General features: G+C 48.4%; 22 protein-coding genes and 2 pseudogenes. 5 read left to right on the top strand and 19 right to left on the bottom strand.

Annotated features, from left to right (window positions below):
• Nucleotides 1-399 precede the first annotated feature (399 nt).
• The 3 genes and pseudogenes from AB7M26_RS22645 to AB7M26_RS22635 all read right to left on the bottom strand — a co-directional run.
• Nucleotides 400-1,353 carry a D-2-hydroxyacid dehydrogenase family protein gene (locus AB7M26_RS22645; RefSeq protein WP_123496828.1) on the bottom strand — a complete coding sequence of 318 codons (954 nt, stop codon included), beginning with the start codon at nt 1,351-1,353 and terminating at the stop codon, nt 400-402.
• A 13-nt stretch (nt 1,354-1,366) separates the two neighbouring features.
• A pseudogene (locus tag AB7M26_RS22640) lies at nt 1,367-1,678 on the bottom strand (alpha/beta fold hydrolase); the annotation flags it as partial.
• Between the two features lie 40 nt (nt 1,679-1,718).
• A pseudogene (locus AB7M26_RS22635) lies at nt 1,719-2,006 on the bottom strand (alpha/beta fold hydrolase); the annotation flags it as partial.
• Between the two features lie 44 nt (nt 2,007-2,050).
• Between AB7M26_RS22635 and AB7M26_RS22630 the strand changes: the two are divergent.
• Entirely contained in the window at nt 2,051-3,601 is a 1,551-nt protein-coding gene (locus AB7M26_RS22630) for a recombinase family protein (protein WP_429386310.1), read from the top strand.
• Between the two features lie 95 nt (nt 3,602-3,696).
• On the opposite strand, the gene AB7M26_RS22625 is transcribed toward AB7M26_RS22630, so the two are convergent.
• Nucleotides 3,697-4,278: a hypothetical protein gene (locus tag AB7M26_RS22625; protein WP_429386307.1), complete on the bottom strand. Its 582-nt coding sequence runs from the start codon at nt 4,276-4,278 to the stop codon at nt 3,697-3,699.
• 560 nt (nt 4,279-4,838) lie between these two features.
• On the opposite strand from AB7M26_RS22625, the gene AB7M26_RS22620 reads away from it, so the two are divergent.
• Both AB7M26_RS22620 and AB7M26_RS22615 read left to right on the top strand, forming a co-directional pair.
• Nucleotides 4,839-5,150, top strand: a complete 312-nt coding sequence (locus AB7M26_RS22620; protein WP_429386305.1) for a hypothetical protein — start codon at nt 4,839-4,841, stop codon at nt 5,148-5,150.
• Nucleotides 5,151-5,314: 164 nt separating this feature from the next.
• Complete coding sequence (locus tag AB7M26_RS22615) at nt 5,315-5,737, top strand: hypothetical protein (protein ID WP_429386302.1); 423 nt, start codon at nt 5,315-5,317, stop codon at nt 5,735-5,737.
• 755 nt (nt 5,738-6,492) lie between these two features.
• On the opposite strand, the gene AB7M26_RS22610 is transcribed toward AB7M26_RS22615, so the two are convergent.
• The gene (locus AB7M26_RS22610; RefSeq protein WP_429386299.1) at nt 6,493-7,191 is read right to left on the bottom strand and encodes a recombinase family protein; all 699 of its coding nucleotides are present in this window, start codon (nt 7,189-7,191) and stop codon (nt 6,493-6,495) included.
• 1,082 nt (nt 7,192-8,273) lie between these two features.
• Here AB7M26_RS22610 and AB7M26_RS22605 point away from each other — a divergent pair.
• Nucleotides 8,274-8,861 carry a hypothetical protein gene (locus AB7M26_RS22605; protein ID WP_429386297.1) on the top strand — a complete coding sequence of 196 codons (588 nt, stop codon included), beginning with the start codon at nt 8,274-8,276 and terminating at the stop codon, nt 8,859-8,861.
• A 332-nt stretch (nt 8,862-9,193) separates the two neighbouring features.
• Here the strand turns inward: AB7M26_RS22605 and AB7M26_RS22600 are convergent, their stop codons facing one another.
• From AB7M26_RS22600 to AB7M26_RS22540, 13 genes are read right to left on the bottom strand one after another with little or no spacing between them, the layout of a single operon-like run.
• Nucleotides 9,194-9,475: a hypothetical protein gene (locus AB7M26_RS22600; protein ID WP_429386294.1), complete on the bottom strand. Its 282-nt coding sequence runs from the start codon at nt 9,473-9,475 to the stop codon at nt 9,194-9,196.
• A 15-nt stretch (nt 9,476-9,490) separates the two neighbouring features.
• Nucleotides 9,491-9,787 (bottom strand): hypothetical protein, encoded by a 297-nt coding sequence (locus tag AB7M26_RS22595; RefSeq protein WP_429386292.1) that lies wholly within the window; start codon nt 9,785-9,787, stop codon nt 9,491-9,493.
• 16 nt (nt 9,788-9,803) lie between these two features.
• Nucleotides 9,804-10,262 carry a hypothetical protein gene (locus AB7M26_RS22590; protein WP_429386290.1) on the bottom strand — a complete coding sequence of 153 codons (459 nt, stop codon included), beginning with the start codon at nt 10,260-10,262 and terminating at the stop codon, nt 9,804-9,806.
• The gene (locus AB7M26_RS22585; RefSeq protein ID WP_429386288.1) at nt 10,255-10,557 is read right to left on the bottom strand and encodes a hypothetical protein; all 303 of its coding nucleotides are present in this window, start codon (nt 10,555-10,557) and stop codon (nt 10,255-10,257) included. Before AB7M26_RS22585 ends, AB7M26_RS22590 begins: the two co-directional genes overlap by 8 nt.
• A gap of 4 nt (nt 10,558-10,561) precedes the next feature.
• Nucleotides 10,562-10,813, bottom strand: coding sequence for a hypothetical protein (locus tag AB7M26_RS22580; protein ID WP_429386285.1), 252 nt, complete (start codon nt 10,811-10,813; stop codon nt 10,562-10,564).
• A gap of 60 nt (nt 10,814-10,873) precedes the next feature.
• Entirely contained in the window at nt 10,874-13,132 is a 2,259-nt protein-coding gene (locus tag AB7M26_RS22575; protein WP_429386282.1) for a PspA/IM30 family protein, read from the bottom strand.
• A 6-nt stretch (nt 13,133-13,138) separates the two neighbouring features.
• Nucleotides 13,139-13,537, bottom strand: coding sequence for a hypothetical protein (locus AB7M26_RS22570; protein ID WP_429386279.1), 399 nt, complete (start codon nt 13,535-13,537; stop codon nt 13,139-13,141).
• Between the two features lie 59 nt (nt 13,538-13,596).
• Nucleotides 13,597-13,821 carry a hypothetical protein gene (locus tag AB7M26_RS22565; protein ID WP_429386277.1) on the bottom strand — a complete coding sequence of 75 codons (225 nt, stop codon included), beginning with the start codon at nt 13,819-13,821 and terminating at the stop codon, nt 13,597-13,599.
• On the bottom strand, nt 13,812-14,039 hold the full coding sequence (locus AB7M26_RS22560) for a hypothetical protein (RefSeq protein ID WP_429386274.1): 228 nt from the start codon (nt 14,037-14,039) through the stop codon (nt 13,812-13,814). The genes AB7M26_RS22565 and AB7M26_RS22560 overlap by 10 nt, the downstream gene beginning before the upstream one ends.
• The gene (locus AB7M26_RS22555; protein WP_429386271.1) at nt 14,039-14,281 is read right to left on the bottom strand and encodes a hypothetical protein; all 243 of its coding nucleotides are present in this window, start codon (nt 14,279-14,281) and stop codon (nt 14,039-14,041) included. Before AB7M26_RS22555 ends, AB7M26_RS22560 begins: the two co-directional genes overlap by 1 nt.
• Before the next feature lie 60 nt (nt 14,282-14,341).
• A complete protein-coding gene (locus tag AB7M26_RS22550) occupies nt 14,342-15,055 on the bottom strand; it encodes a Gp138 family membrane-puncturing spike protein (protein WP_429386270.1) in 714 nt (237 codons plus the stop codon).
• A gap of 35 nt (nt 15,056-15,090) precedes the next feature.
• Nucleotides 15,091-16,014, bottom strand: coding sequence for a hypothetical protein (locus AB7M26_RS22545; RefSeq protein ID WP_429386267.1), 924 nt, complete (start codon nt 16,012-16,014; stop codon nt 15,091-15,093).
• Nucleotides 16,011-16,799, bottom strand: coding sequence for a phage baseplate protein (locus tag AB7M26_RS22540; RefSeq protein WP_429386265.1), 789 nt, complete (start codon nt 16,797-16,799; stop codon nt 16,011-16,013). Before AB7M26_RS22540 ends, AB7M26_RS22545 begins: the two co-directional genes overlap by 4 nt.
• 841 nt (nt 16,800-17,640) lie before the next feature.
• Here AB7M26_RS22540 and AB7M26_RS22535 point away from each other — a divergent pair.
• Nucleotides 17,641-17,922, top strand: a complete 282-nt coding sequence (locus AB7M26_RS22535; protein WP_429386262.1) for a hypothetical protein — start codon at nt 17,641-17,643, stop codon at nt 17,920-17,922.
• Nucleotides 17,923-18,030: 108 nt separating this feature from the next.
• Here the strand turns inward: AB7M26_RS22535 and AB7M26_RS22530 are convergent, their stop codons facing one another.
• The gene (locus AB7M26_RS22530; RefSeq protein WP_429386259.1) at nt 18,031-19,200 is read right to left on the bottom strand and encodes a hypothetical protein; all 1,170 of its coding nucleotides are present in this window, start codon (nt 19,198-19,200) and stop codon (nt 18,031-18,033) included.
• Nucleotides 19,201-19,213: the final 13 nt, after the last annotated feature.

Genomic DNA, 19,213 nt, shown 5'->3' with positions numbered 1-19,213 from the left:
CACCAAAAGTTTCGATTATTTTCACCGAATGACCAGCCGGTTTTACTCCGCGAAAATCAGTCTAGGCCAGAACTTAGAGCGGGGGCGGCCAACGGGTGAAATTGTTCGACAATCGGTCGAAAGAGGGTACAGGCATAGAGCTTTGCGGGGAGACGCACCGACGAAGGGCAGGTTTATTTTCTGGTGTGGGTCAAATCGGGACCGGGAAGTCACGATAATCGGGCGTGATGGGAGGTTGTGTGCGCCATTGTGGTGCGCAGAATTTGGGGGAAGTATGGTGAGTTTTAGGGCCTCTTCGCGGGCAAGCCCGCTCCCACAGGATTTGTGTCGATCACGGTATTACGGTCGATACAAATCCTGTGGGAGCGAGGCTTGCCCGCGATGAACGATAACGCGGTCTTAGGTGAGAATCCGAACCGGCTCCCCTGCCGCCCAGGCCTGTATGTCCTCGATCATTTGCGAAAAGAACACCTGGTAGTTCTGCCGGCTGACATACCCGACATGCGGCGTGGCCAGCACATTGTCCAGTGTTCTGAAAGGATGATGGCGGGGCAACGGTTCGTGCTCGAACACATCCAGCGCCGCGCCCGCCAGGCGTTTTTTTTGAAGCGCCTTGATCAACGCTGACTCATCGACAATCGGCCCGCGGGCAGTGTTGACCAACCATGCCGTGGGTTTCATCCAGTCCAGTGCCTGAGCGTCCACCAGCCCTCGGCTGCGCTCGCTGAGCACCAGATGGACCGACAGCACATCGGCCTGCTCGAACAGTTCCTGCTTGTTGACATAGGTGACGTCGACCTCGGCAGCCCGTTCGGCGGTCAGGTTTTCGCTCCAGGCAATCACCCGCATGCCGAACACCTGCCCGAACCGGGCTACCCGTTGACCGATGCTGCCCAGACCGAGAATCGCCAAGGTCTTGCCCTGCAGGTCGCCGCCCAATCCCTGTTGCCATTGACCGGCGCGCAAGGCGTTGGCTTCGGCCACCAGGTTGCGGGTCGCGGCCATGATCAGCGCCCAGGTCAGTTCGGGGGCGGCATGTTTGTAGCTGTCGGTGCCGCACACCTGAATGCCCAGCGCGGCGGCGGCTTTCAGGTCCAGGGCAGCGTTGCGCATGCCGCCGGTGACCAGCAGTTTGAGTGCGGGCAAGCGGCGCAGCAGGTCTTCGTCGAACCGGGTGCGCTCGCGCATCACGCAGATCACTTCGAATGCACCGAGGCGTTCGGCCAGGGTTTCGTTGTCGGCCGGGTAGTCATGGATAAAACTCACTTGGCCGATGCTGTCCAGCACCGACCAGTCCACCACGTCGCGAGCCACGTCCTGCCAGTCATCGATCACCGCAATCTGCACCGCCATCAGCCTCACCTCATCAACGAACGGGATTGGGTTTGTCCAGCCAGCCGAGCAACGCCTGATGGAACTTGGCTGGCTCCTCCATCTGCGGCGCGTGGCCAAGGCCCGGGAATTCAATCAGCGTCGACTGTGGAATCAGTTTCGCCACTTGCTTGCCGAGTACGTCGTAATGACCGATTTTCGCCTTGACCTCGGGCGGTGCGATGTTCTTGTTGATGGCCGTGGTGTCGCGGGTGCCAATCAGCAGCAGGGTCGGCACTTTCAGGTCCTTGAACTCGTAGTACACTGGTTGGGTGAAGAATACGGCAATGTATATAAGAGTGGTAGACTCCGTCTACGCTCGGTCCCGCTATAAAACACTGGGGTTTCAGCCAGCCGAGCAACGCCTGATGGAACTTGGCTGGCTCCTCCATCTGCGGCGCGTGGCCAAGGCCCGGGAATTCAATCAGCGTCGACTGTGGAATCAGTTTCGCCACTTGCTTGCCGAGTACGTCGTAATGACCGATTTTCGCCTTGACCTCGGGCGGTGCGATGTTCTTGTTGATGGCCGTGGTGTCGCGGGTGCCAATCAGCAGCAGGGTCGGCACTTTCAGGTCCTTGAACTCGTAGTACACTGGTTGGGTGAAGAATACGGCAATGTATATAAGAGTGGTAGACTCCGTCTACGCTCGGTCCCGCTATAAAACACTGGGGTTTCACGATGTCCAAGGCCATTTCCTATATACGCTTCTCGACTGGTAAGCAGGCGAAGGGTAGCAGCCATGAACGGCAACAATCCATGCTTGCGAGCTGGCTCACGGCCAACCCTGACTTCACCCTGTCGAGTGAGAGCTTTAAGGACTTGGGTATCTCGGGTTTCAGCGGGGATCACCTCAAGAGCGGCTTTGGCTTGCTCCTAGCGGCTATCGAAAATGGAAGCATACAACCGGGCGATGTCATCCTGATTGAAGCGATGGATCGAATCGGGCGTCTTGAACCTATGGAAATGTTGCCGCTCCTGTCTCGCATTGTGAGCAGTGGCGTAGACATCGTTACCCTAGATGATGGCATCAGATACAACCGCGAATCTGCAAACAGTAATCATCTGTTTCTACTCGTGGCGAAGGTTCAACAGGCTCACCAATATTCAGACACTCTCAGCCGTCGCATGAAGGCTAGCTATTCCTCTAGGAAGAAGGCAGCGGCTGAAGGAGTGGTTCCTAAAAGGAACACCCCCGTTTGGCTCACATCTGAAGGTGAATTGATTCCAGAGATTGCACCATTGGTAAAACAAGCATTTGAAGACTACGCGGCTGGCCTAGGCGAAAGAAGAATCTTTGAACGCATCTTCGAAGGGAACGATAACCCCCTGTTAGCTCGCATGGCACCTAGCACCGTGAAACGTTGGATGAACAACCGCACAGCTATAGGCGAGTGGAACGGGATTCCCAGCGTGTACCCGGCTGTAATCGAACCTGAGCTGTTCTACCGCGTACAGAAGCGCATGGAAGAGAAGTTCAGTCCTAGAGGGCTGCCAACCAAACACCGCTTTACTGGTCTTGTTGTGTGTGCTGAATGCGGGAAAAACTTCAACACAAAGTTCTTTCGTTCAAGTGGACAGACGTCTATGGAATGTTCCAGTAGAGCCCGACGTGGGGCTACAGGCTGTTCTAATAATCGTTCTATCCCTGAGCCTATCATTGACCTAGCTTTTCGTCTGACGAACGCTAAACACATCCTGAAGGCTCTTGAAGGTCAGCAGCTCACAGCTTCACAGAAGCGTGACATGGAGCTTGAAGGTGAGATTGGAGAAGTGTCTAAGAAAATCACTCGTGTTGTAGCTGCGATTACAACTCTTGACGACGACAATGAAGACCTGTTGCAAATGCTGACTACATTGCGTGATGAACGTAGAGTGTTACAAGCAGAGAAAGACGGGCTTGTTACTAGCGAGTCAGCAAGCATTATGGATAAGATGAAGAATATGTCTGACTTCACCAAAGACCCAATGAAGGCTAACGCACTCCTACAGAGTGTCGGCTATCAGCTTGTGTGTCACGCAGACGGACGTGTGATATTTGAGAATGAAGTGTTCATGTATGAAGGTTGGGGCAGAGCTGAAGACGTTCATAAGGTAATATTGCCGGATGGGAAATTAGTAAAACTCCCTATCCAGCGGGAAGGGAAGGCTCCAAAGAGTAAGCCTGTAGATGTCTCGCAACTTGGTAAGCTTGATCTTTCAAAGGTCACTATCAAGACTGGTAAATCTTGATAAATATGTCAGGTAAAAAGTGACTCTAGGCCACGTTCCGTGTGGCTTGTAGCGGTTTCATGCGGATTAGTTCCTACCCTACTTGGGCGTATTGGCTAGGTCAGCTCAAGTTGCTCTAACGCATACTCCTTGCCTGCCAAGGTGAGTTCAAAAGTGGTAGTGGCGAATGTACCTCTGAACACTTTCCGCTTCACCAGACCTTTAGCTTCGAGTTGCTCTAGACCAGCTTCAGCTTGCAGCTTACCTAACGAGCTAAATTTACAAACTGATTCCACAGTTGCGGTCTTGGCATAATTTGCATGAAAGGCCAAAGCTTCCACCAGATGTGTTTGCACATCAGTCAACTGAGGGGACTGAGGATTGTTCATTTTGTAAACTGCTAGCTCTGCTTCATGTAAGTCGCCATAGGCACCGTCAGTGGTGCGGTAGTAGTAAATCGCGACAGACAGCGTGCTGATTAAAACCACGATAATCATTAGCAGCGACCAATTTGGCATCGGTGTGTCTAACAGAAGCCAGCTCCACGCACGCAACAGCCAACCCTTAGCGTCTTGCAGGAGTGTTGTATCGAAGTAAGTGTCTAGTAGCTTCGTGGCGCCCCATGCGACAAGGAAGCCACCACCCGAAAGCACCATCGTCTTAATCGAAAAAGGGGAATGCTTACCTTCCGTTGCCATGCTGCGTGTCTCCAATGTGGGAAACCGATCTTATCAGCATTGCACGCGGAAAGTGGCACTCTGGCATTAGCACGGGTGGTAGGGGGGGTTGAGGTAGGCGGCAAGGCATCTGAGATGTCGCAGGAGCGGCTTTAAGCACAAGTACAAGCCAGCATAGCTATATCAGACTAGCACCGCTCAGAACGCACTACAGGGCTTCTAGGCACAGAAGTGAGAAGGGCAGAGCTGCTACGCGGGAAAGCGTGAGCTTTAAAGTGATACCTTCTGAGCTAGTAACCCTATAATTTATAAGGATTTTTATTAAATAATATATTAGTAATACTATTTGGAGAGAATACTACTTCTAGAGTAATACTAATATGAGAAAGATTCTCAATAACCCATAAAGAGCTTTTAGGGTATCCCAGAATCCTGCTTTGTCAATGGGTGAGATAAGAAATATTTCTATGCGTGCCTCGTGCTCCTAGCACACCTGTCGTGTATGTCAACAACTGATTGACCTTGAGTATACAATTGTGTAGAATGAGCTACACAATAACAACACACAGGGAGTTATAAATATGAAACACAGGATCAAGAAAATTCTACTAGCTGTCGCAGGCGTTATAGTCATTGCGTTTGCTGCCTATCAGATAGAGCAATCTAGTATTGCTACAGCTACAACGGGCTATGGTCGTGATGGTGCTGTGTCGCAAGTGACAACGTGCAAGGCTTACATCTACAACTGCTCACGCAAGGTTGATTACAACGTTGAGAATCTACAGGCGTGCTTGTTCACCGCTGCTATTGCTCAGAAGTCGTTAGAGCGTCTCGCAGCACCTTGGTATGTGACAACGAATGTAGAATGTGTAGCTATCACTAAGGGAGCGTAAGCATTGGCTATGGAAGTCTCTGTAAAGTCCTGAGAAGCGATTGTAGGCGTTTTAAAGGTTCAAGGTAGGGTGACTTGGCTGTTAGGGTTTTAAGTCTCTCATGTGGGCGTTCCTTTATTTGTGCTACATTCATACAACACATCACCACGCACAGGAGCTTCACAATGACTGGCATAGCTAACGGCCCCGATATAGTCCTTCACGGACGCCGCAAGACCAAGGAAAGCACCGCCAGCACTCCCAAGCAAGCCATCCAAGGCAAACGCTACACACCAGAAGAGCGGGAGGCGTTGATTGCTGAATACAACCTCTCAGGCGCTGCAATGACAGCCTTCTGTAAGCAGCCGGGCAAACCATCTTATCAAGTGTTCAAGAAATGGATTGAGGGCGATGATGCACCACGAGCGACAGGCTCCAAGCCTTCTAGTGCGTCGTCTCGTACTGGCCTGACACTGCGTCAGAAGTTCGAAGCTACTCAAGCTGCTGCTTACCTGAATTTCCTGAAGAGTGAAGCTGCTGATCTGCGTACACAGCTTTCAGCGATTGAGGGTGAGATTCAGAAGCTTGAAGCTGCTCAAGACGAATAACGCGGAGCTGTATCTATGGAATGGAATGGGGTAGTAGGCGATGTTGAAAAACTTTCTGTTCAAGCGGCCTGACTGGTTCAAGCATGAGGGCTATTGGCGTCTGGCCCAGGTGTTAAGGATAGGGCCAGTGGTATTTGGGCTGGTGATGGCTATATTTGTGGCCTACCTTGCAATATACGAATTCCATAGTTGGCGTTACTTCCAATATGTCTATGCGTGGGTTGGCGGTACTATTGCCTATCTTGTATCTATTCACTTCCTAATCCGATTAGTCGTATGGATTATTGATGGTTTCAAGAGTGGCGGAAAACCAGCTTAAAACGATGAATGCCTAAAGCCCGCCTAGAAGTAGAGCGGGCTTCTTTGTGTCTGGAATATAGGGCACCGACATCCCGGTGACCTAGCTTTTACATCACCATCGCCGTAGCCATTCCCCAGTCGCCGGATTTTCAGACCTTACAGCTCGACACTGTTCTATGCAGTGACTGGGGAAAATAATGTATGGCGTTGCCTGTAGAGCGTTCCTGAGAGGATTCCCCAGTCGCCCAAATTTTTTATGGACACTTTCACACAGAGGGGGGGGGGTGGCCCATCCTCAGAATCGTCTGGACTGTGGGGGTCATTCTGGAAACGGCTTTCTGGCTACACTCACTTAGCAAGACAGAAGGGGCCAAATATAAAAGCTGCGGGAAACAGAAATAACACTAGGCCGCCCTGAGAGCTTGCAGGAGTCGTGTTAGTTCAAAGATGCTCTCTCATGCAGCATCAACGTTTAAACGCTTCAGAACGCGGCTCACCTGCATAGAAGACCACTCTCCACCTTGGGCTGTGAAGACCTTACGATCATTCATGAACTGAGCAAGTGCATTGAGTGTGCTATGTCCCTTGGACTGAGCAAGGGCAATGGTTGCTTCTACTGTCACGGCAAAGGCGTTGGCCTTATCACTACGTGCTGCACGAGCTGTAGCTAGGGCCAGGTTCTTAGAGCCTTCAGGCTTCACAGCAGAACGATTAGCGATCTTCTGAATACTCACCTCACATCCAGCGTTAGCACGTTCCTTGAGAGCCTGTAGAGCCTCCTTGGTACGCTGGGAAATGAAGGCTCGTTCCTGCTCAGCCAGAGCTGCAAACAAGTGAAGTTGGAAGTTGTCAGCTTGGGGCATGGTCGCCACCTTGAGAGACACACGTTTCATCAAGGATGCGATGTGTTCAACGTCACGAGATAGGCGATCCAGCTTAGCTACTATGATAGGCAAGCCATGAGCCAGTGCCTTAGCACACTCAGGACGCTCTAGGGGAACGATGGAGCCGCTTACAGTCTCAATGTACTCAGCCACCACTTCCCAACCATGAGTCTTGCAGGCTGTCTCTACATAAGCCTTCTGTGCTTCAAGACCTAGACCACTCTCACCTTGAGCACGAGTAGAAACACGGTAGTAGGCTACAAGCTTCATGAGTGAGTCCTTCATAACGTTGTGTGTGAAAGTATTCTACATGAAGTCATAACACACTGCGACGTCCGTCTATACAATGTTATGGGTTGTGTGTTGAGTATTCACATTCAGACATTGCACACACCGTCAATACCTTTACTTTCACCAAGTCCAGCCTGAAGCACTGTAAGGTGCGAATTATGTCATCTGGAATACCCCTCTACGCCACGTAGCATAAGGGCTGTAGCTCAAATGCGGGGATTAGAATCTCCCCTAGAGCGAGTGCGAGACAGCATATTGAAGGGACTGGTCTAAAGACCTGAAAGGGCTACTGGCGTGCTTCAATAACCATTTGTCGGATGTATGTAATATCCCTTGACCTATGCGACTCGCCTTGACATCAAATACACATTTTATGAAAAAGTGAAAATATGTGTTGACTGTGATAAAAGCACTTGCTTAACCAGTCAGGGTAAACAACAGGTGAAAAGGAGAGAGAGCTGTATTACATGCATTCTTGCTATCTGAGTGATGTCAGTAGTTGTCTCGCATTTATCCTATTCAAACCCTTATGGAATATGATGTTGATACTTATTAGAGTCCCATATATTGGGATTTACTTAGTCACAAGGTTGTTCTATCAAACCTACGGTTTACAGGTAGTTGATTGATGGTAATCAGGAGTTTCTAGAAGCTGTTATCTATCGTTCTATGGCTATTAATGTGTCGTTGCCGACACAGAGTGAATACCTCTTGACCTACGGTCGTATAGTGAATCCCCTTTGAATCTGATAACCAATTTATTAATTAATTGTGATACCTACTTCAAGAGGGAAAAGCTCAAGACGGATGCTCTCAAGGCTCACGCCTTACCCCGTGCTAAGCCTTGAACGTAGTTCAGAGGGGATCAAGCTGTAAGCTCACGCTTACCTAGTGAAATATGTCAGACGAAAACACCCTCTAGCCCTTACGGGCTACGGCTCTCAGCGATTTAGAGCGGATTACTTTGTACCCTAGAAGGGAGGGTGATTCCTTTGCGTGGTCACTGTGCAGGCGAGTCGATATACTCAGCTCCAAACGCGGGCAGAGTCGGGGCGGTGGTAATGAGCGGTAAATTCTGGAAAATTACCGGGGCGCTGTTACTGGCGGTCTTCACGGTAGCTTTAGATAAGTATTGGGAGACTGCTTTTGTCCAAGGAGTTATCAAATATCTCTCGAATATTCCAGCGATGTTGGTAGCTCCTGTAGGAGTTCAGCTTTGGCTGGTAATCGTCGCTGCATTGGTAATCGCTGGCGTCGTACTTCGAGCTGTCGTGATTGCAACAAATCAGAAGCTTGAGAGAGTAAAAGTGACGCCTGCGGAGCCTTTACCCTTCTCAATATCCAGCAGACTTGCACCTGAGTCGTTTCGTGAAACGACGGATGAGCAGAAGAAGGTGTTAGCCTTTCTTGCGAATGCCGATGATGTACAAGAATCTGTAAGTTTGAAAGTGATACACGCATCAATCGGGCTTGATAAATTGACTGTGGATCATGCAGTCAATCAGCTCTTTGAGAATGATTTTGTGCAAATTCATAGAAACTATTATTTAGGTAATAGTGTTGAACTTACCGCGAAGGGAAAGGGGTATGTTGTAGAGAATGCCGCTCGATATGAGAACGGAGGGTGGGTGTTCTTAGAGGTGAAGTGATTGCAGCGGAGACAACAAAGCCCCGGCCATCGTTATAGATGTCGGGGCTTTCTCGTATTCAGACAGGGACAGGATGAAAGTGTCTGAATTCTATATGCACAGAAGCTGCTGTAAGGTGATTGCACGGGCTTCAAAGTGCGAGTGTTGCCATTGCCTATATGGAAGGCTTCTAGCGTCTCCTGCGGGCTTGTAAGAGCTTCTAGGGGAATGCATGAAGGCTTGCATAGACGTTTGAATCTGTTAGCAGCGAACACTTTCAGACAGTGCTCACATGTGTTGATTCTCATTATGTGAATCCTCTTGAAAATGTTCGTTGATGTGTTCGATGTTGGTTAGGCTTTGCGTTTGGCTCTAGGCTTTGGAGCTGGAGCAACTTCAGCCACCTTTACAGGGAGTGGGAAACCAAAGCAGGCATAGAGCTGCATCTGAGATTGCTCTTCATTGAAGCCGCTCAACACAAGATCGAACAACTTACGTGTGGTGTTAGGAAACGCTAGCACGTAGTCAATGCCGTATGTCTTGGCGATGTAATGTCCACAAGCTTCAATATGATCTTCCTGAAGACTCAGAGCTTCATAAGCTACAGCCTTCTCCGGAGTTGGGATGTAATGCACTATTAATCTCCTGTGTTATTTAACGTAGCCATCGTTAAAGATGGAAGTGAGTATTGCACTGGGGGCAATCGTGTCTAGGAATGCCTGAGCTTCAATAGCCAGAGGGCCAAACCAGCCAGCACCACCAAGCACACTTAGATGTGTGGTGACTAGATGATTCTCAAGCTGTGTGATGATGTCGCCTTGACGGGATTGCAGAGAACGACAAGCTGTGAAGTTGATTGCAATGCTCAGGTTGCTGAAGGGCGGGATATATCCGAATGGGGTTGCGTCAGGATTTACTGTGTATCCACGGTAGAAATTTCGGTTCACTGTTTAGTTCCTTGTGTTATGACGTTAGTTGTTTGGATGAATCAATGACAAACTTGACAGAAGCAAGCATCTTGCCTGTGTCGTAAAGAGGATCATCAAAGCCTTTGCGTGCGATAGTGGATTTGCTGTTGTGTCCCGGGTAATCATCAATAGTTGTTTTCATGATTTCAGTGAGTGTGTCACCTAGCTTATTGAGAGCATTCTGGGAAGCACCGTTAGCCTTGGCTACGGATTTGAATACGTCCTTCAACGCTGCTTTAATGCGTGCCTTGTTGAGCTTGTTCAAGAATGTGTCTTCCATGAATGGGCGTTCCGGGATGTCGTGTGTACCGTAGTTGTTCAGCATTGCCACTTGAGCAACTGACATACCATCGTCGTATACATCATCAAAGAACCCAACTTTCACGTCTCGTTTCTCAAGAGCTATCAACCTCTTCTTCAAAGAGTAGAGCCCTTTAAGGTCTAGTTTAATCATCTTGTTCTACTCCTACTGTCTTGCCAGCAATGCGGGTTAGCAGAAAGACAGCCTCCTGAAGTTGTCCTGTAATCTCTACAACTTCTTGTTGAGACTTCTTTGTGGCAATCTGAGATTCTGCTAGTGCGGTGACAACGCTCTCTAGTTTTTCAACGCGAGCAATGAGGACAGGAATCTCACGCACTTGATTGTGTGCGTCTTGTAGCCCTGTGACGGTATGAACTACGAACAGTAGAGCTAGGCCGGCACCTAGGCCGATAAAAACTTGCTTGAGTTGTTTGAGTGTTAGTTGCATGGGTTCACCTTTGGCAGTTGGCAGCACCGACAGAACTAATGCATAGTTGCTCTGCTAATACTCTGGCTTCTCTTGCAAGAGCCAAAGCATCACTAATACTCGTGTCGATAGCTTGGGATTGATGAACCAGAGCAAGCCTGAATTCTGTTTGTTGTTGGATGGGTGTGTATTGAGCTGCGTTCTGTGCAAGTGGTGTATAACCTAGCAGCACAGTTAACAGAAACGTCAGCACCATTCCTGTATGTTTGGATAGCATTTAAATTGTCTCCAATAGAAGCCCTGCCTACTGCGTGAGTAGGGCAAGGGCTATGGATTGTTAGCGGACGTCGTTAACAAAAATGCCAGCAGTGCCAGAGCGAGACTGAGCATTATTAACGCCAGTCTTGGCAGCCTCTTTGACTTGTTGCTGAATCAATGGCCCTACTTCTTTCATCAGGTCAGCGGCATTAGTTGCTGTAGATGTGATATTGAAGCTCATATCTCCAAGCTTAATGTCGTTGTTAACTGTTGTGACAGAAGGGGCAGCAGGAGCAGTAGTAGCTGGGCTAGCTGGCATAACACCTACAGGCGGCATGGTCGCATTCTGCATACGCTCAAAGGTTTTACTCTCATGGAGCTTCAATAGTCCGCCCATGATTGGGCTGTTAGCCATTTGAGAAAGCACCACGTTATCATTAGCAACTGGAGCCATAACAGAAGGCTTGAGTCCACTACCATCCACTAGACGGTTAGGGTGTGCTTCGTTATATGCGTTATTAGCCTTCTCAGCTTGCGTTACATATCCCATTTTGCCAGCGATGTAGTTGATGCCATCGGCAAGGAGGTTAATAGCTCCTGTGAGCGTCGTTAGAGCGATTTGAAGCCCCATAGATGCCAACGTAGCAGCTACACCAGCAATGAGCCCAATCAACGCTTTGATAGGTTCTAGGGCTGTATTGAGTCTAACCATTGCATCCCACAAACCACCAACTTTCTCAATCCATTTATCAATACCAATGGAGCGGAAAGTTTCTTGGAAGCCATCAGTGAATACCTTGATTCCATCGGTCACAGACTTCATAGCAGCTTCTAGCTTAACGCCAGCACCGTCTACACCATTCAACCAGCCTTCAATAGCTGGAATGAGCCTTTCAATACCACGGAGCAAATCAGTAGAAGCTTCAATGCCCTTCGTACCAAAGCCAGCGAGTTTGTCAGCGAGTGGACCCAACTTAGAGATAAGATCAATCTGAGCTTTGCTGTTTTCAGCAAGAGCTTTACCCATTGCACCGTTATCGGATGTATAGGCATTAGCCAGCACTTGGCTACTTACGTTTGCACGACGGTTAGTTTGGGATTCAGCATTGCTCTTAGCAACATCAAGACGACCACCTTTGTTAGCGTCTCGTTCCATGATTTGGGTCATTGCTTCCCAGAACTTGACGTTCGCTTCACCTTTGACGCCTTTAGTGATAGCCGCTTCAAGAGCTGCCATTGCAGCCGTTCCAGTGAGTTTACCGCCTGTGGACTTCTGATAGGCTTCAGCAGCGATTGCACCAGAACCCGGCAAGTGTTCTGCGAGTTGTTGTCTAAGTTCTTCTTGAGACAGTTTGCCTTTACTCAAGGATTGAGACATTGCCTTCGTAACGCCTTTGAGAGCGTCATTAGAAATGCCTGTACCTTTGGCGTAAGATAGCAAGCCGTGCATCATGGTTTCAGAGCGCTTTTCATCCAGACCAACACCACGCATAGTGGTTACGTTCTTCGCATAGTCCAAACCCAGATCAGAAGCGTTCAAACCGAGTTCATCGGCAACGCCTAGGAATCTGAAGTTGGCCTGTTTGCCCTTTGCTTGAACCTGTTCTTTGCTGTTCTTGCCATCGTCGTAGATAGCAGCGAAGTTACCGATCCGGGCTTGCTGTGTCTGACCAGCGGTTACAGCAGCATCAACGAATGTCTTCATTGCGAATGCAGCAGCAGCCATAGCCGCCGTGAGAGCCATCGCACCACCAGCAGCAGCGCTCACGGCACCAGCAAACCCACCAAGAGCTGGCATCTGGAAACCGTGAGCCTTGGCGCCAGCCAGGCCACCAAGACCACCAGACATTGCACGCTTCGTTTGAGCCGCGTTCATTGCCTGATTTACACGCATGGAGCTGAGCTGTGTTTGATGCGTAGCCTTCTGTAGCCGTTGCTGTTGTGTCAGATGTTGCGTGTTAGCGCTCTGATTGCGTAGTTGCTGGTGACTCATTTTCAGAGCGTGCATTGAAGACGCCTGTTGAGTCTTTGCGTTCTGTGCGGCTACCTTGGATTGTGTCAGGCCGAGTTTAGCGGCTTGTTGGTTGGCTGCCAGATTGAACTTTGCAGCGGCTTGCTGTGCCTTCTGCATCTTGGCAGCAATACCTTGCATAGATTTCAGTTGTGCAGTTTGGGAAGCCATTGCTGGCTTAACATTCAAAGCCTTTTGCAACTGATTGCCCATTGCATTGATCTTGCCGGTGAGGGCTTTCATGCGACGTTCAAAAGCATTGATGCCAGTGAAGTCAACTTTGAAACCTAGCTCACCAAAGAACTTGCCGATAGATTCATTACTCATGGTTGATTACTCGCTGTCTTTCGGGACTTGAGAACCGCCGAAAGTTCTTTTAGTTGGGAGAGTGACGTGGGTTTCAACTGCTTTGATTAGAGCCTTGCCCATTGGGCGGCCATGCTTGCCTTCATAGGCTGTAGCACAGTCAAACCTTTCACTTGTATTCAGGTATTGTTTAGCAGCGGCTACAGAGGCAGCGTCACCACCGATAGCAAACGCTAAGCCCTTGTCTGTCAGAATCCAGAAGTATCTGAATCGACCAAGGTTGCGAGTCTTGCTATTGATTGTGTTACGAATGTCTTGAATCAGCTTACTGATTGGGCAACTACCAATAAGGTAGCCAATGTAGTAGCTGGTGCGATTGCCTAGAATGCTTTGAGCATAGGCTAGCGTCTTTGGATTGATATCCATTAAGGTGACTCCTAGAATATTGGGATATGAGAGAGGGGCTGTAACTGCGTTACAAAGGATTATTCAGAAATGAGAGAGCGAATAATGTCTGTGTAAACAGATTCCATTCGCTCTAGCACTTGGTCGAAAGCTTCAGCTTGGTTTGAAAGAAGGATTTCAAGCTCAAAGATTCGAGCCTGCATTACACGGCGGTCTTCGTTATAAGTCTTGGTGTAGTAGGAAAGGCTCATATCTTGGAACGTGTTGTGACTAGGCTCAGATTCGTAGGTAACGGTCATTGCCATTTAGACTCTTTACGGTATTGCTCAACTTCTCTATCTTTTCGTCGCTTGCGTTGACGCGGTTGGAAGTGTTCTTCTTCTGGTGTGTAATCCCAGCTAGCCACTTCAATCGCTGTAAGAGGATTGACCGGAATGTCTTCAATTGTTTGTTTTAGTTCGGGAGCTGGTGCTTGTGTTGGTTCTTGCTTCTTTTTCTTCAGGGTCAGGACTGGCTTAGCCATTACTTCTTTCCATATCTTGCTTTAAGGATTTGTGTTGTTAGATCGAAACTATTAGAGGCATTGGCCTGAGCCTCTTCTTGTAAGGCTCTCTTGTAAATCTCTGTAAGGCTTGCTTTCTCTGCCATCAAGAACTTGTACGTAGCGTAGAACTGATCGGCTGGAAACTCTTCAGCAGCCTTCAAGATTGCTTCTGTTACTTCTTCAGGGAAGTGATTGGTGAGCAATTGTTTGCGGATGTTCATAGTGTGGTTCCTTGTATTGAATAGGGTGTTGCGGGCTCCTGAGAGCCCATATAAGAGGGTTTAAGCGATAGGGCCAGCGGATGTGCCGCTACCCGGTGTAACGCCTGTGTGACGGTGTGTAGAGAACGCAATACCGTTGAATGTTGCTTCGCCTGTAAGGTCGTAATTGCCAGTCTGGGAGTAATCACCAAGCCATGTAGTGGTTGGGACTTCGATAGACATAGACGCGGCTTTGATAGCAATAGCGTTGGTTGCGGTCAGGTTGATGTCTTTGGCGTTTACATTTACTTTGAACTCAGTGTTCATTGTGATATCGCCAGATTCAGCAATTCGAATCTCAGCTTCATTGCCGCCGATGTTGGCAACAATCACAACGTCTTTCGTATTGTGTGACCACTTACGACTAGACGGCTTGTTAGCACTGTTACCGAAAGTGAATAGGCCGGGGATCGCAATAGCATCTTGCATGTCGTGCTTGCGATAGTCGTTAGGCTGCGTAGGACGTCCGTTGCCTAGCTTGAAGTTGTCCATAGAGCGTTGGGCAAAGATCAGCATTACTGTGTCTCCAACCTCAACAGGGAAACTTACGAGAGCTTTACGGCTACCCGGCATGATAAGTGGAACGCTTAGAATTTCTGGAAACTCTTCAACTTCACCATCAGAATACAGTTCATTAATGGCGGGTTGCACGTTAACGCTCATGCTATCCAAGTTAACGCCTGTGATAACAGCAGGCATAGATGTAAACATCCGTGCTTGCTTCTGATCGATCATACTATTTAGTGTGTCTTCGCTAGATGGGGCTCGCATTAGACTAGTTCCTCTGCATTGACTTCAGAACAGAAGCACTCGACTTGCCATGTATCCCCACGATACGCACCCGAGAAATGGGATGTGTTAACGCGAAAGAAACCACTAATGTCAGGGTCTTCTAGTTTGACGATTGAGCCGGGAACAAGAGCGGTATTCAAAAGAGCTTCAAACTTGACGCCGCGTTTACGAGTCTTATCTTTTGGTAGCTTCTTGCCTTCGGCAGATGTGTAGTAAGGAACATTGATTAGTCCAGTGTCCTCATTCAACACCGTAGCATTAACTGTAGATTTACTGGATGGCTGATTCTTACCGGTGATATTTAAGACGTTTCCTGTGATGTTCCATTCAAGGTCATTAGCCTTGCAAAGACGGATGAGCTGTTCTTTCGGTGTTCCGTGTAGAGACATTCCAGAGACAACAGGCTTCTTCAATCCATCGCCCCTGTATGTGCCTTTGGTAATAGCTCCACCCATTGCTTCACGGACAACATCAATGCAGTCTTCGATAGTCTTGCCAGCAGACACTAACGCCTTCACTTTTCTGTGGTTAAGGGCGCTGTAGGCTTCACCTACTTTGATTGTTGTAATCCAGTCAGGGCCAGATTTCTCATGGGACATTTCAACTACATTACCTTGCACCATGAGCTGAGCCCCGGTGTCTTTGTAGCCAACGCTTAAGGTTAGTTCTGTGAAGTCTCCATCAATAAGCTTGCGTTGATCCCTAGAGAGGTTGAACACAGAGATTTCAGCACTGTTTGTTGTACGACTGTTGTCAGAGTCTTTAGCGAAAGAGAAGGCAATGTTGAGGCCACGAGTGAAAGACTGCGACTCTTCGTCCCATCCATCGCTCTTAAGCTGAATCCCATCCCCTGTCTTATAGTTTCCAATTGTCAGGACATATGCACGTTCATAAAGCATCATGGCGTGGATGCTCCGCTTTGAGCACCCTGAGAGTTCACACGTTGCGATGCAGACTGGGAGGCGTAATCGGTAGGGTTGGTGTCCGGTTTATCACTAGCGACGGCGGCACGCTTAGAAGCGTCTGTTTGTTGACGTCCTTTGTTAGATGTCTGATTCTTAATTCGGACTTTAATAGCTCTGACTTCTGCGAAAGTGATTTGCTCAATCTCCATGAGCGGGAATACACCTTCACCTGTGTCAGCATCTTCATTGAAAGATAATGCAGTGAAAATACAATTCACCCAGCTCTTACGGATATAGCTGTCATTAAAATCTACAAGCGTAAATACTTCCTTCTGTTCTTGCATTGCCACCATTTGCATCTTAATGGCTTGAGCAGACCTTACTTTAGGCTGTTCAGTTACAACAACTTCAGGAATGCTGGTGGATGCGAATTGAGAAATAGATTCAGGCAGGAAGCTCTTGAATGTGTTCTTGCTGCTGTTGATCGACACAGGGCTACTAACTGGCGTGTTATTCACGTACTGCTTTTTGGTAGTAACAGATTGCCAGCCTTCGTATTCTTCTGTAGTTGCGGATAGCTGTGGACGGTCAAGGTTAAAGTCAGCATCAGATAGAACAGCTTTCAGAGAGAAGCGTGGGTTTTCAATAACGTAATGGTCTGTGACGAATGCCCCAGAACCCAGAGGGTGCTTGCTGGTTTGACCTTGGTATTGTTCACCAAAACCTTCAACTGCGTCGAACCATAGAATATCCCCGTTAAAACGGCGGATTGCGATAGTCATTTAAATTTTCCTTGTATGAGAGGGGAGGGTTGTAGCGGGATTACTCAGTTGCTTTCTTCTGGCGATATGCTCTCAATCTGCAAGAGCCAGAACACCAGAGGGTTTGTGTAGAGAATGTGTTGAATGTGCGTGAGCAGTATTTGCACTCACAAACACGGGCACGAGTGCGGCGAACAGGCATGGTAAAGACTCCTTTGAATTATCAGGATATGTAATGTGTGCAGGGATTAAACGTTGTGTACAGGTAGGCGAAACGAATATGAAAAAGGGCCGTCGTATACTGGCCCTTAGTATAAATTTCTAGCGATGTAGGATATGTAGCTAAGAGGATGAATCTAGTTCATCAACCCTTGAATGGAGCCCGCTGTTGTGTTTGCGTCACAGACAGACGGGCAGTGTTCCATAAAGCAGTATATGGAATTCTTTAAATGAGGGAGCCAATCTATAAACCCGATTGGGAGGGCACTTAGGAGGGTAAAGCAATGTCTCAGTGTGTACTAGAAAGCTTCATCTCTACTACAAGTTATTGTCTCATGCATATGCACTTCTGTCAATGAATATATGCTGTATTGTCAATACTAAGTGTGTAACTAATTTAGGTGATTTAGTCAGTGAATACAGGAGGTGTAGAGTTGTTTCATGAGTGTAAGATGTAAGCTCTTGTGAAAGCATGTGAGTCGCTGTAAGTCATAAGGCAGGTCAGCGTATAGGAGAGAGCATAGAAATCTCTGGTGTCTGTTTTGGGAGAAGAGGGTCAGCAGAATTTTCTGCATACCCAGATCAGCCCGCAGAACACCATGCATAAGCTCCGTCAGGAGCCACATCACTGGAAATTGTTGAGATGATCAACAAGGAACGAGCAGCCCTGTACGCCAGTGGCGCAGCCAGTAAATATGTTGAGATTCAACACGCTCACTTCATGAAGAAAGTTGTGACTACCCTTGGTGAAACAGCCGCCTCAAATTTTTGCGGCAGCTATATTGGGAAGGATTCAACCAGCCGTCCAATGTACATCTTCCCAAAACGTGAAGCGACTCTGATGGCAATGTCTTTCAATGCATGTCGCACACTTAAATGTGTCAGGTTAAAACAGGGTGTAGCCCTTATAAAACGTGACTTGTAGGCATGCGGAGAGGATTAGAATCTCTCCTATAGCAGCAGTGTTTTCTATGATTGCTTCGCATACGAGAAAGCCCCGACGCAAGGTCAGGGCTTCTAGTTTGTTTCAATATCAGAAAGGTGTGTCGCTGTATTGATTCATTGGAATAGAAACAACAGGACCACGAGTCATGTTGAAGTCTTCGATAGTTACAGCAGCACGAACAGGAGCAACAACAGACGCTTTGAATGCAGCAAGCGAAGTGTCAAAGGCTTCAGCCCAACCGTTTGTGTAGTGGATGTGTTTGTAGGCGGTGTTTTCAGCGATAACCATTTCTAGTGTGTCGCCCATAACAGCAATCGACTTACCGTGCAGCACGTCAAACAACATCTGTGCATGATGCTCGGTAAACAGACTGGAATTCTTCTGAGAGGTGATAGCGTCTTCAAATGCGTATGCGTAGACAGCGAGTTCAGGACGAACTTCAGAGAGGCGGGTCAGTTCACGAGACATCACAACTTCAACACGAGAAGCTTCACAAGCGAAGTAGCCGCTAGCGTCTTTACCAGTCATCAGGGTCTTAATGTTCTGGAGTGCCTTGGTCTTGAGGGTTTCAATCATTTCAACGTTGGGAAGGGCTGCGACGTGTTCAGGGTTGCTTTCGTCGTAGTGGTTGGCGATCCACTGTGTTAGCTGGCAACGTTGGGTAGGCTTGATCTTGCACGCCTTGATTGTTTCTAGGATGGTTGCCTTGCCGATATAGGCGAGAACACGAGTAACAACTTCAGATTCTTGCTCAATCTCTTTGTTCACTGCGTGTTTTGTGTCGAGGGTGGCACGGCTGATAGAGGCACCGTGACCAAAGTATTTTGTTCCGTGAGAGCGGTTCAAGGTTTTAGGGGCAGAGATAAGGTTGTCAGCGAACAGAAGACCGATGAAGGCGTGACCTTTAACCGGGGCAATGTGAGACAGCTCGTAGTCGTTACGGTCGCCGTAGCCGTTGTAACGCATGTTCGCCTTGTAGAGTTCGTGTAGAGCAGAGAGGGTTTCAACGGTGTGACCCCGTAGGATTTCCAGCGTACCAGCACGCATACACTCACGGGCCAGGTAGTAGAAGAATGCACACTTCATTGCCTTGTCCATTGGGTCAACTCTGACCTTGGCGTTGGCGCCAGCCTGTTTGCATTCACGAGAGCAGAACTTTGCTGTCTTTACAGAAGTGGTGAAACGTTTTTTACAGTGTTTGCAAGTCGGGCGACGTGTAGCAGATGTTTTAACAACGGTTTGGGTTTGGGATGTCATGCTGAATAGCTCC

The sequence above is a fragment of the Pseudomonas sp. F-14 TE3482 genome, from assembly GCF_053629455.1.
Note: the sequence above shows the minus strand (reverse complement) of the source record. Positions and strands in the feature narration are given on the sequence as shown.

Bases quoted from the DNA above. Each gene is read 5' to 3' on its own strand.
- AB7M26_RS22645 (WP_123496828.1), bottom strand. From the start codon at position 1,353: ATGGCGGTGCAGATTGCGGTGATCGATGACTGGCAGGACGTGGCTCGC.
- AB7M26_RS22630 (WP_429386310.1), top strand. From the start codon at position 2,051: ATGTCCAAGGCCATTTCCTATATACGCTTCTCGACTGGTAAGCAGGCG.
- AB7M26_RS22625 (WP_429386307.1), bottom strand. From the start codon at position 4,278: ATGGCAACGGAAGGTAAGCATTCCCCTTTTTCGATTAAGACGATGGTG.
- AB7M26_RS22620 (WP_429386305.1), top strand. From the start codon at position 4,839: ATGAAACACAGGATCAAGAAAATTCTACTAGCTGTCGCAGGCGTTATA.
- AB7M26_RS22615 (WP_429386302.1), top strand. From the start codon at position 5,315: ATGACTGGCATAGCTAACGGCCCCGATATAGTCCTTCACGGACGCCGC.
- AB7M26_RS22610 (WP_429386299.1), bottom strand. From the start codon at position 7,191: ATGAAGCTTGTAGCCTACTACCGTGTTTCTACTCGTGCTCAAGGTGAG.
- AB7M26_RS22605 (WP_429386297.1), top strand. From the start codon at position 8,274: ATGAGCGGTAAATTCTGGAAAATTACCGGGGCGCTGTTACTGGCGGTC.
- AB7M26_RS22590 (WP_429386290.1), bottom strand. From the start codon at position 10,262: ATGATTAAACTAGACCTTAAAGGGCTCTACTCTTTGAAGAAGAGGTTG.
- AB7M26_RS22585 (WP_429386288.1), bottom strand. From the start codon at position 10,557: ATGCAACTAACACTCAAACAACTCAAGCAAGTTTTTATCGGCCTAGGT.
- AB7M26_RS22580 (WP_429386285.1), bottom strand. From the start codon at position 10,813: ATGCTATCCAAACATACAGGAATGGTGCTGACGTTTCTGTTAACTGTG.
- AB7M26_RS22575 (WP_429386282.1), bottom strand. From the start codon at position 13,132: ATGAGTAATGAATCTATCGGCAAGTTCTTTGGTGAGCTAGGTTTCAAA.
- AB7M26_RS22570 (WP_429386279.1), bottom strand. From the start codon at position 13,537: ATGGATATCAATCCAAAGACGCTAGCCTATGCTCAAAGCATTCTAGGC.
- AB7M26_RS22565 (WP_429386277.1), bottom strand. From the start codon at position 13,821: ATGGCAATGACCGTTACCTACGAATCTGAGCCTAGTCACAACACGTTC.
- AB7M26_RS22560 (WP_429386274.1), bottom strand. From the start codon at position 14,039: ATGGCTAAGCCAGTCCTGACCCTGAAGAAAAAGAAGCAAGAACCAACA.
- AB7M26_RS22555 (WP_429386271.1), bottom strand. From the start codon at position 14,281: ATGAACATCCGCAAACAATTGCTCACCAATCACTTCCCTGAAGAAGTA.
- AB7M26_RS22550 (WP_429386270.1), bottom strand. From the start codon at position 15,055: ATGATCGATCAGAAGCAAGCACGGATGTTTACATCTATGCCTGCTGTT.
- AB7M26_RS22545 (WP_429386267.1), bottom strand. From the start codon at position 16,014: ATGATGCTTTATGAACGTGCATATGTCCTGACAATTGGAAACTATAAG.
- AB7M26_RS22540 (WP_429386265.1), bottom strand. From the start codon at position 16,799: ATGACTATCGCAATCCGCCGTTTTAACGGGGATATTCTATGGTTCGAC.
- AB7M26_RS22535 (WP_429386262.1), top strand. From the start codon at position 17,641: ATGATCAACAAGGAACGAGCAGCCCTGTACGCCAGTGGCGCAGCCAGT.
- AB7M26_RS22530 (WP_429386259.1), bottom strand. From the start codon at position 19,200: ATGACATCCCAAACCCAAACCGTTGTTAAAACATCTGCTACACGTCGC.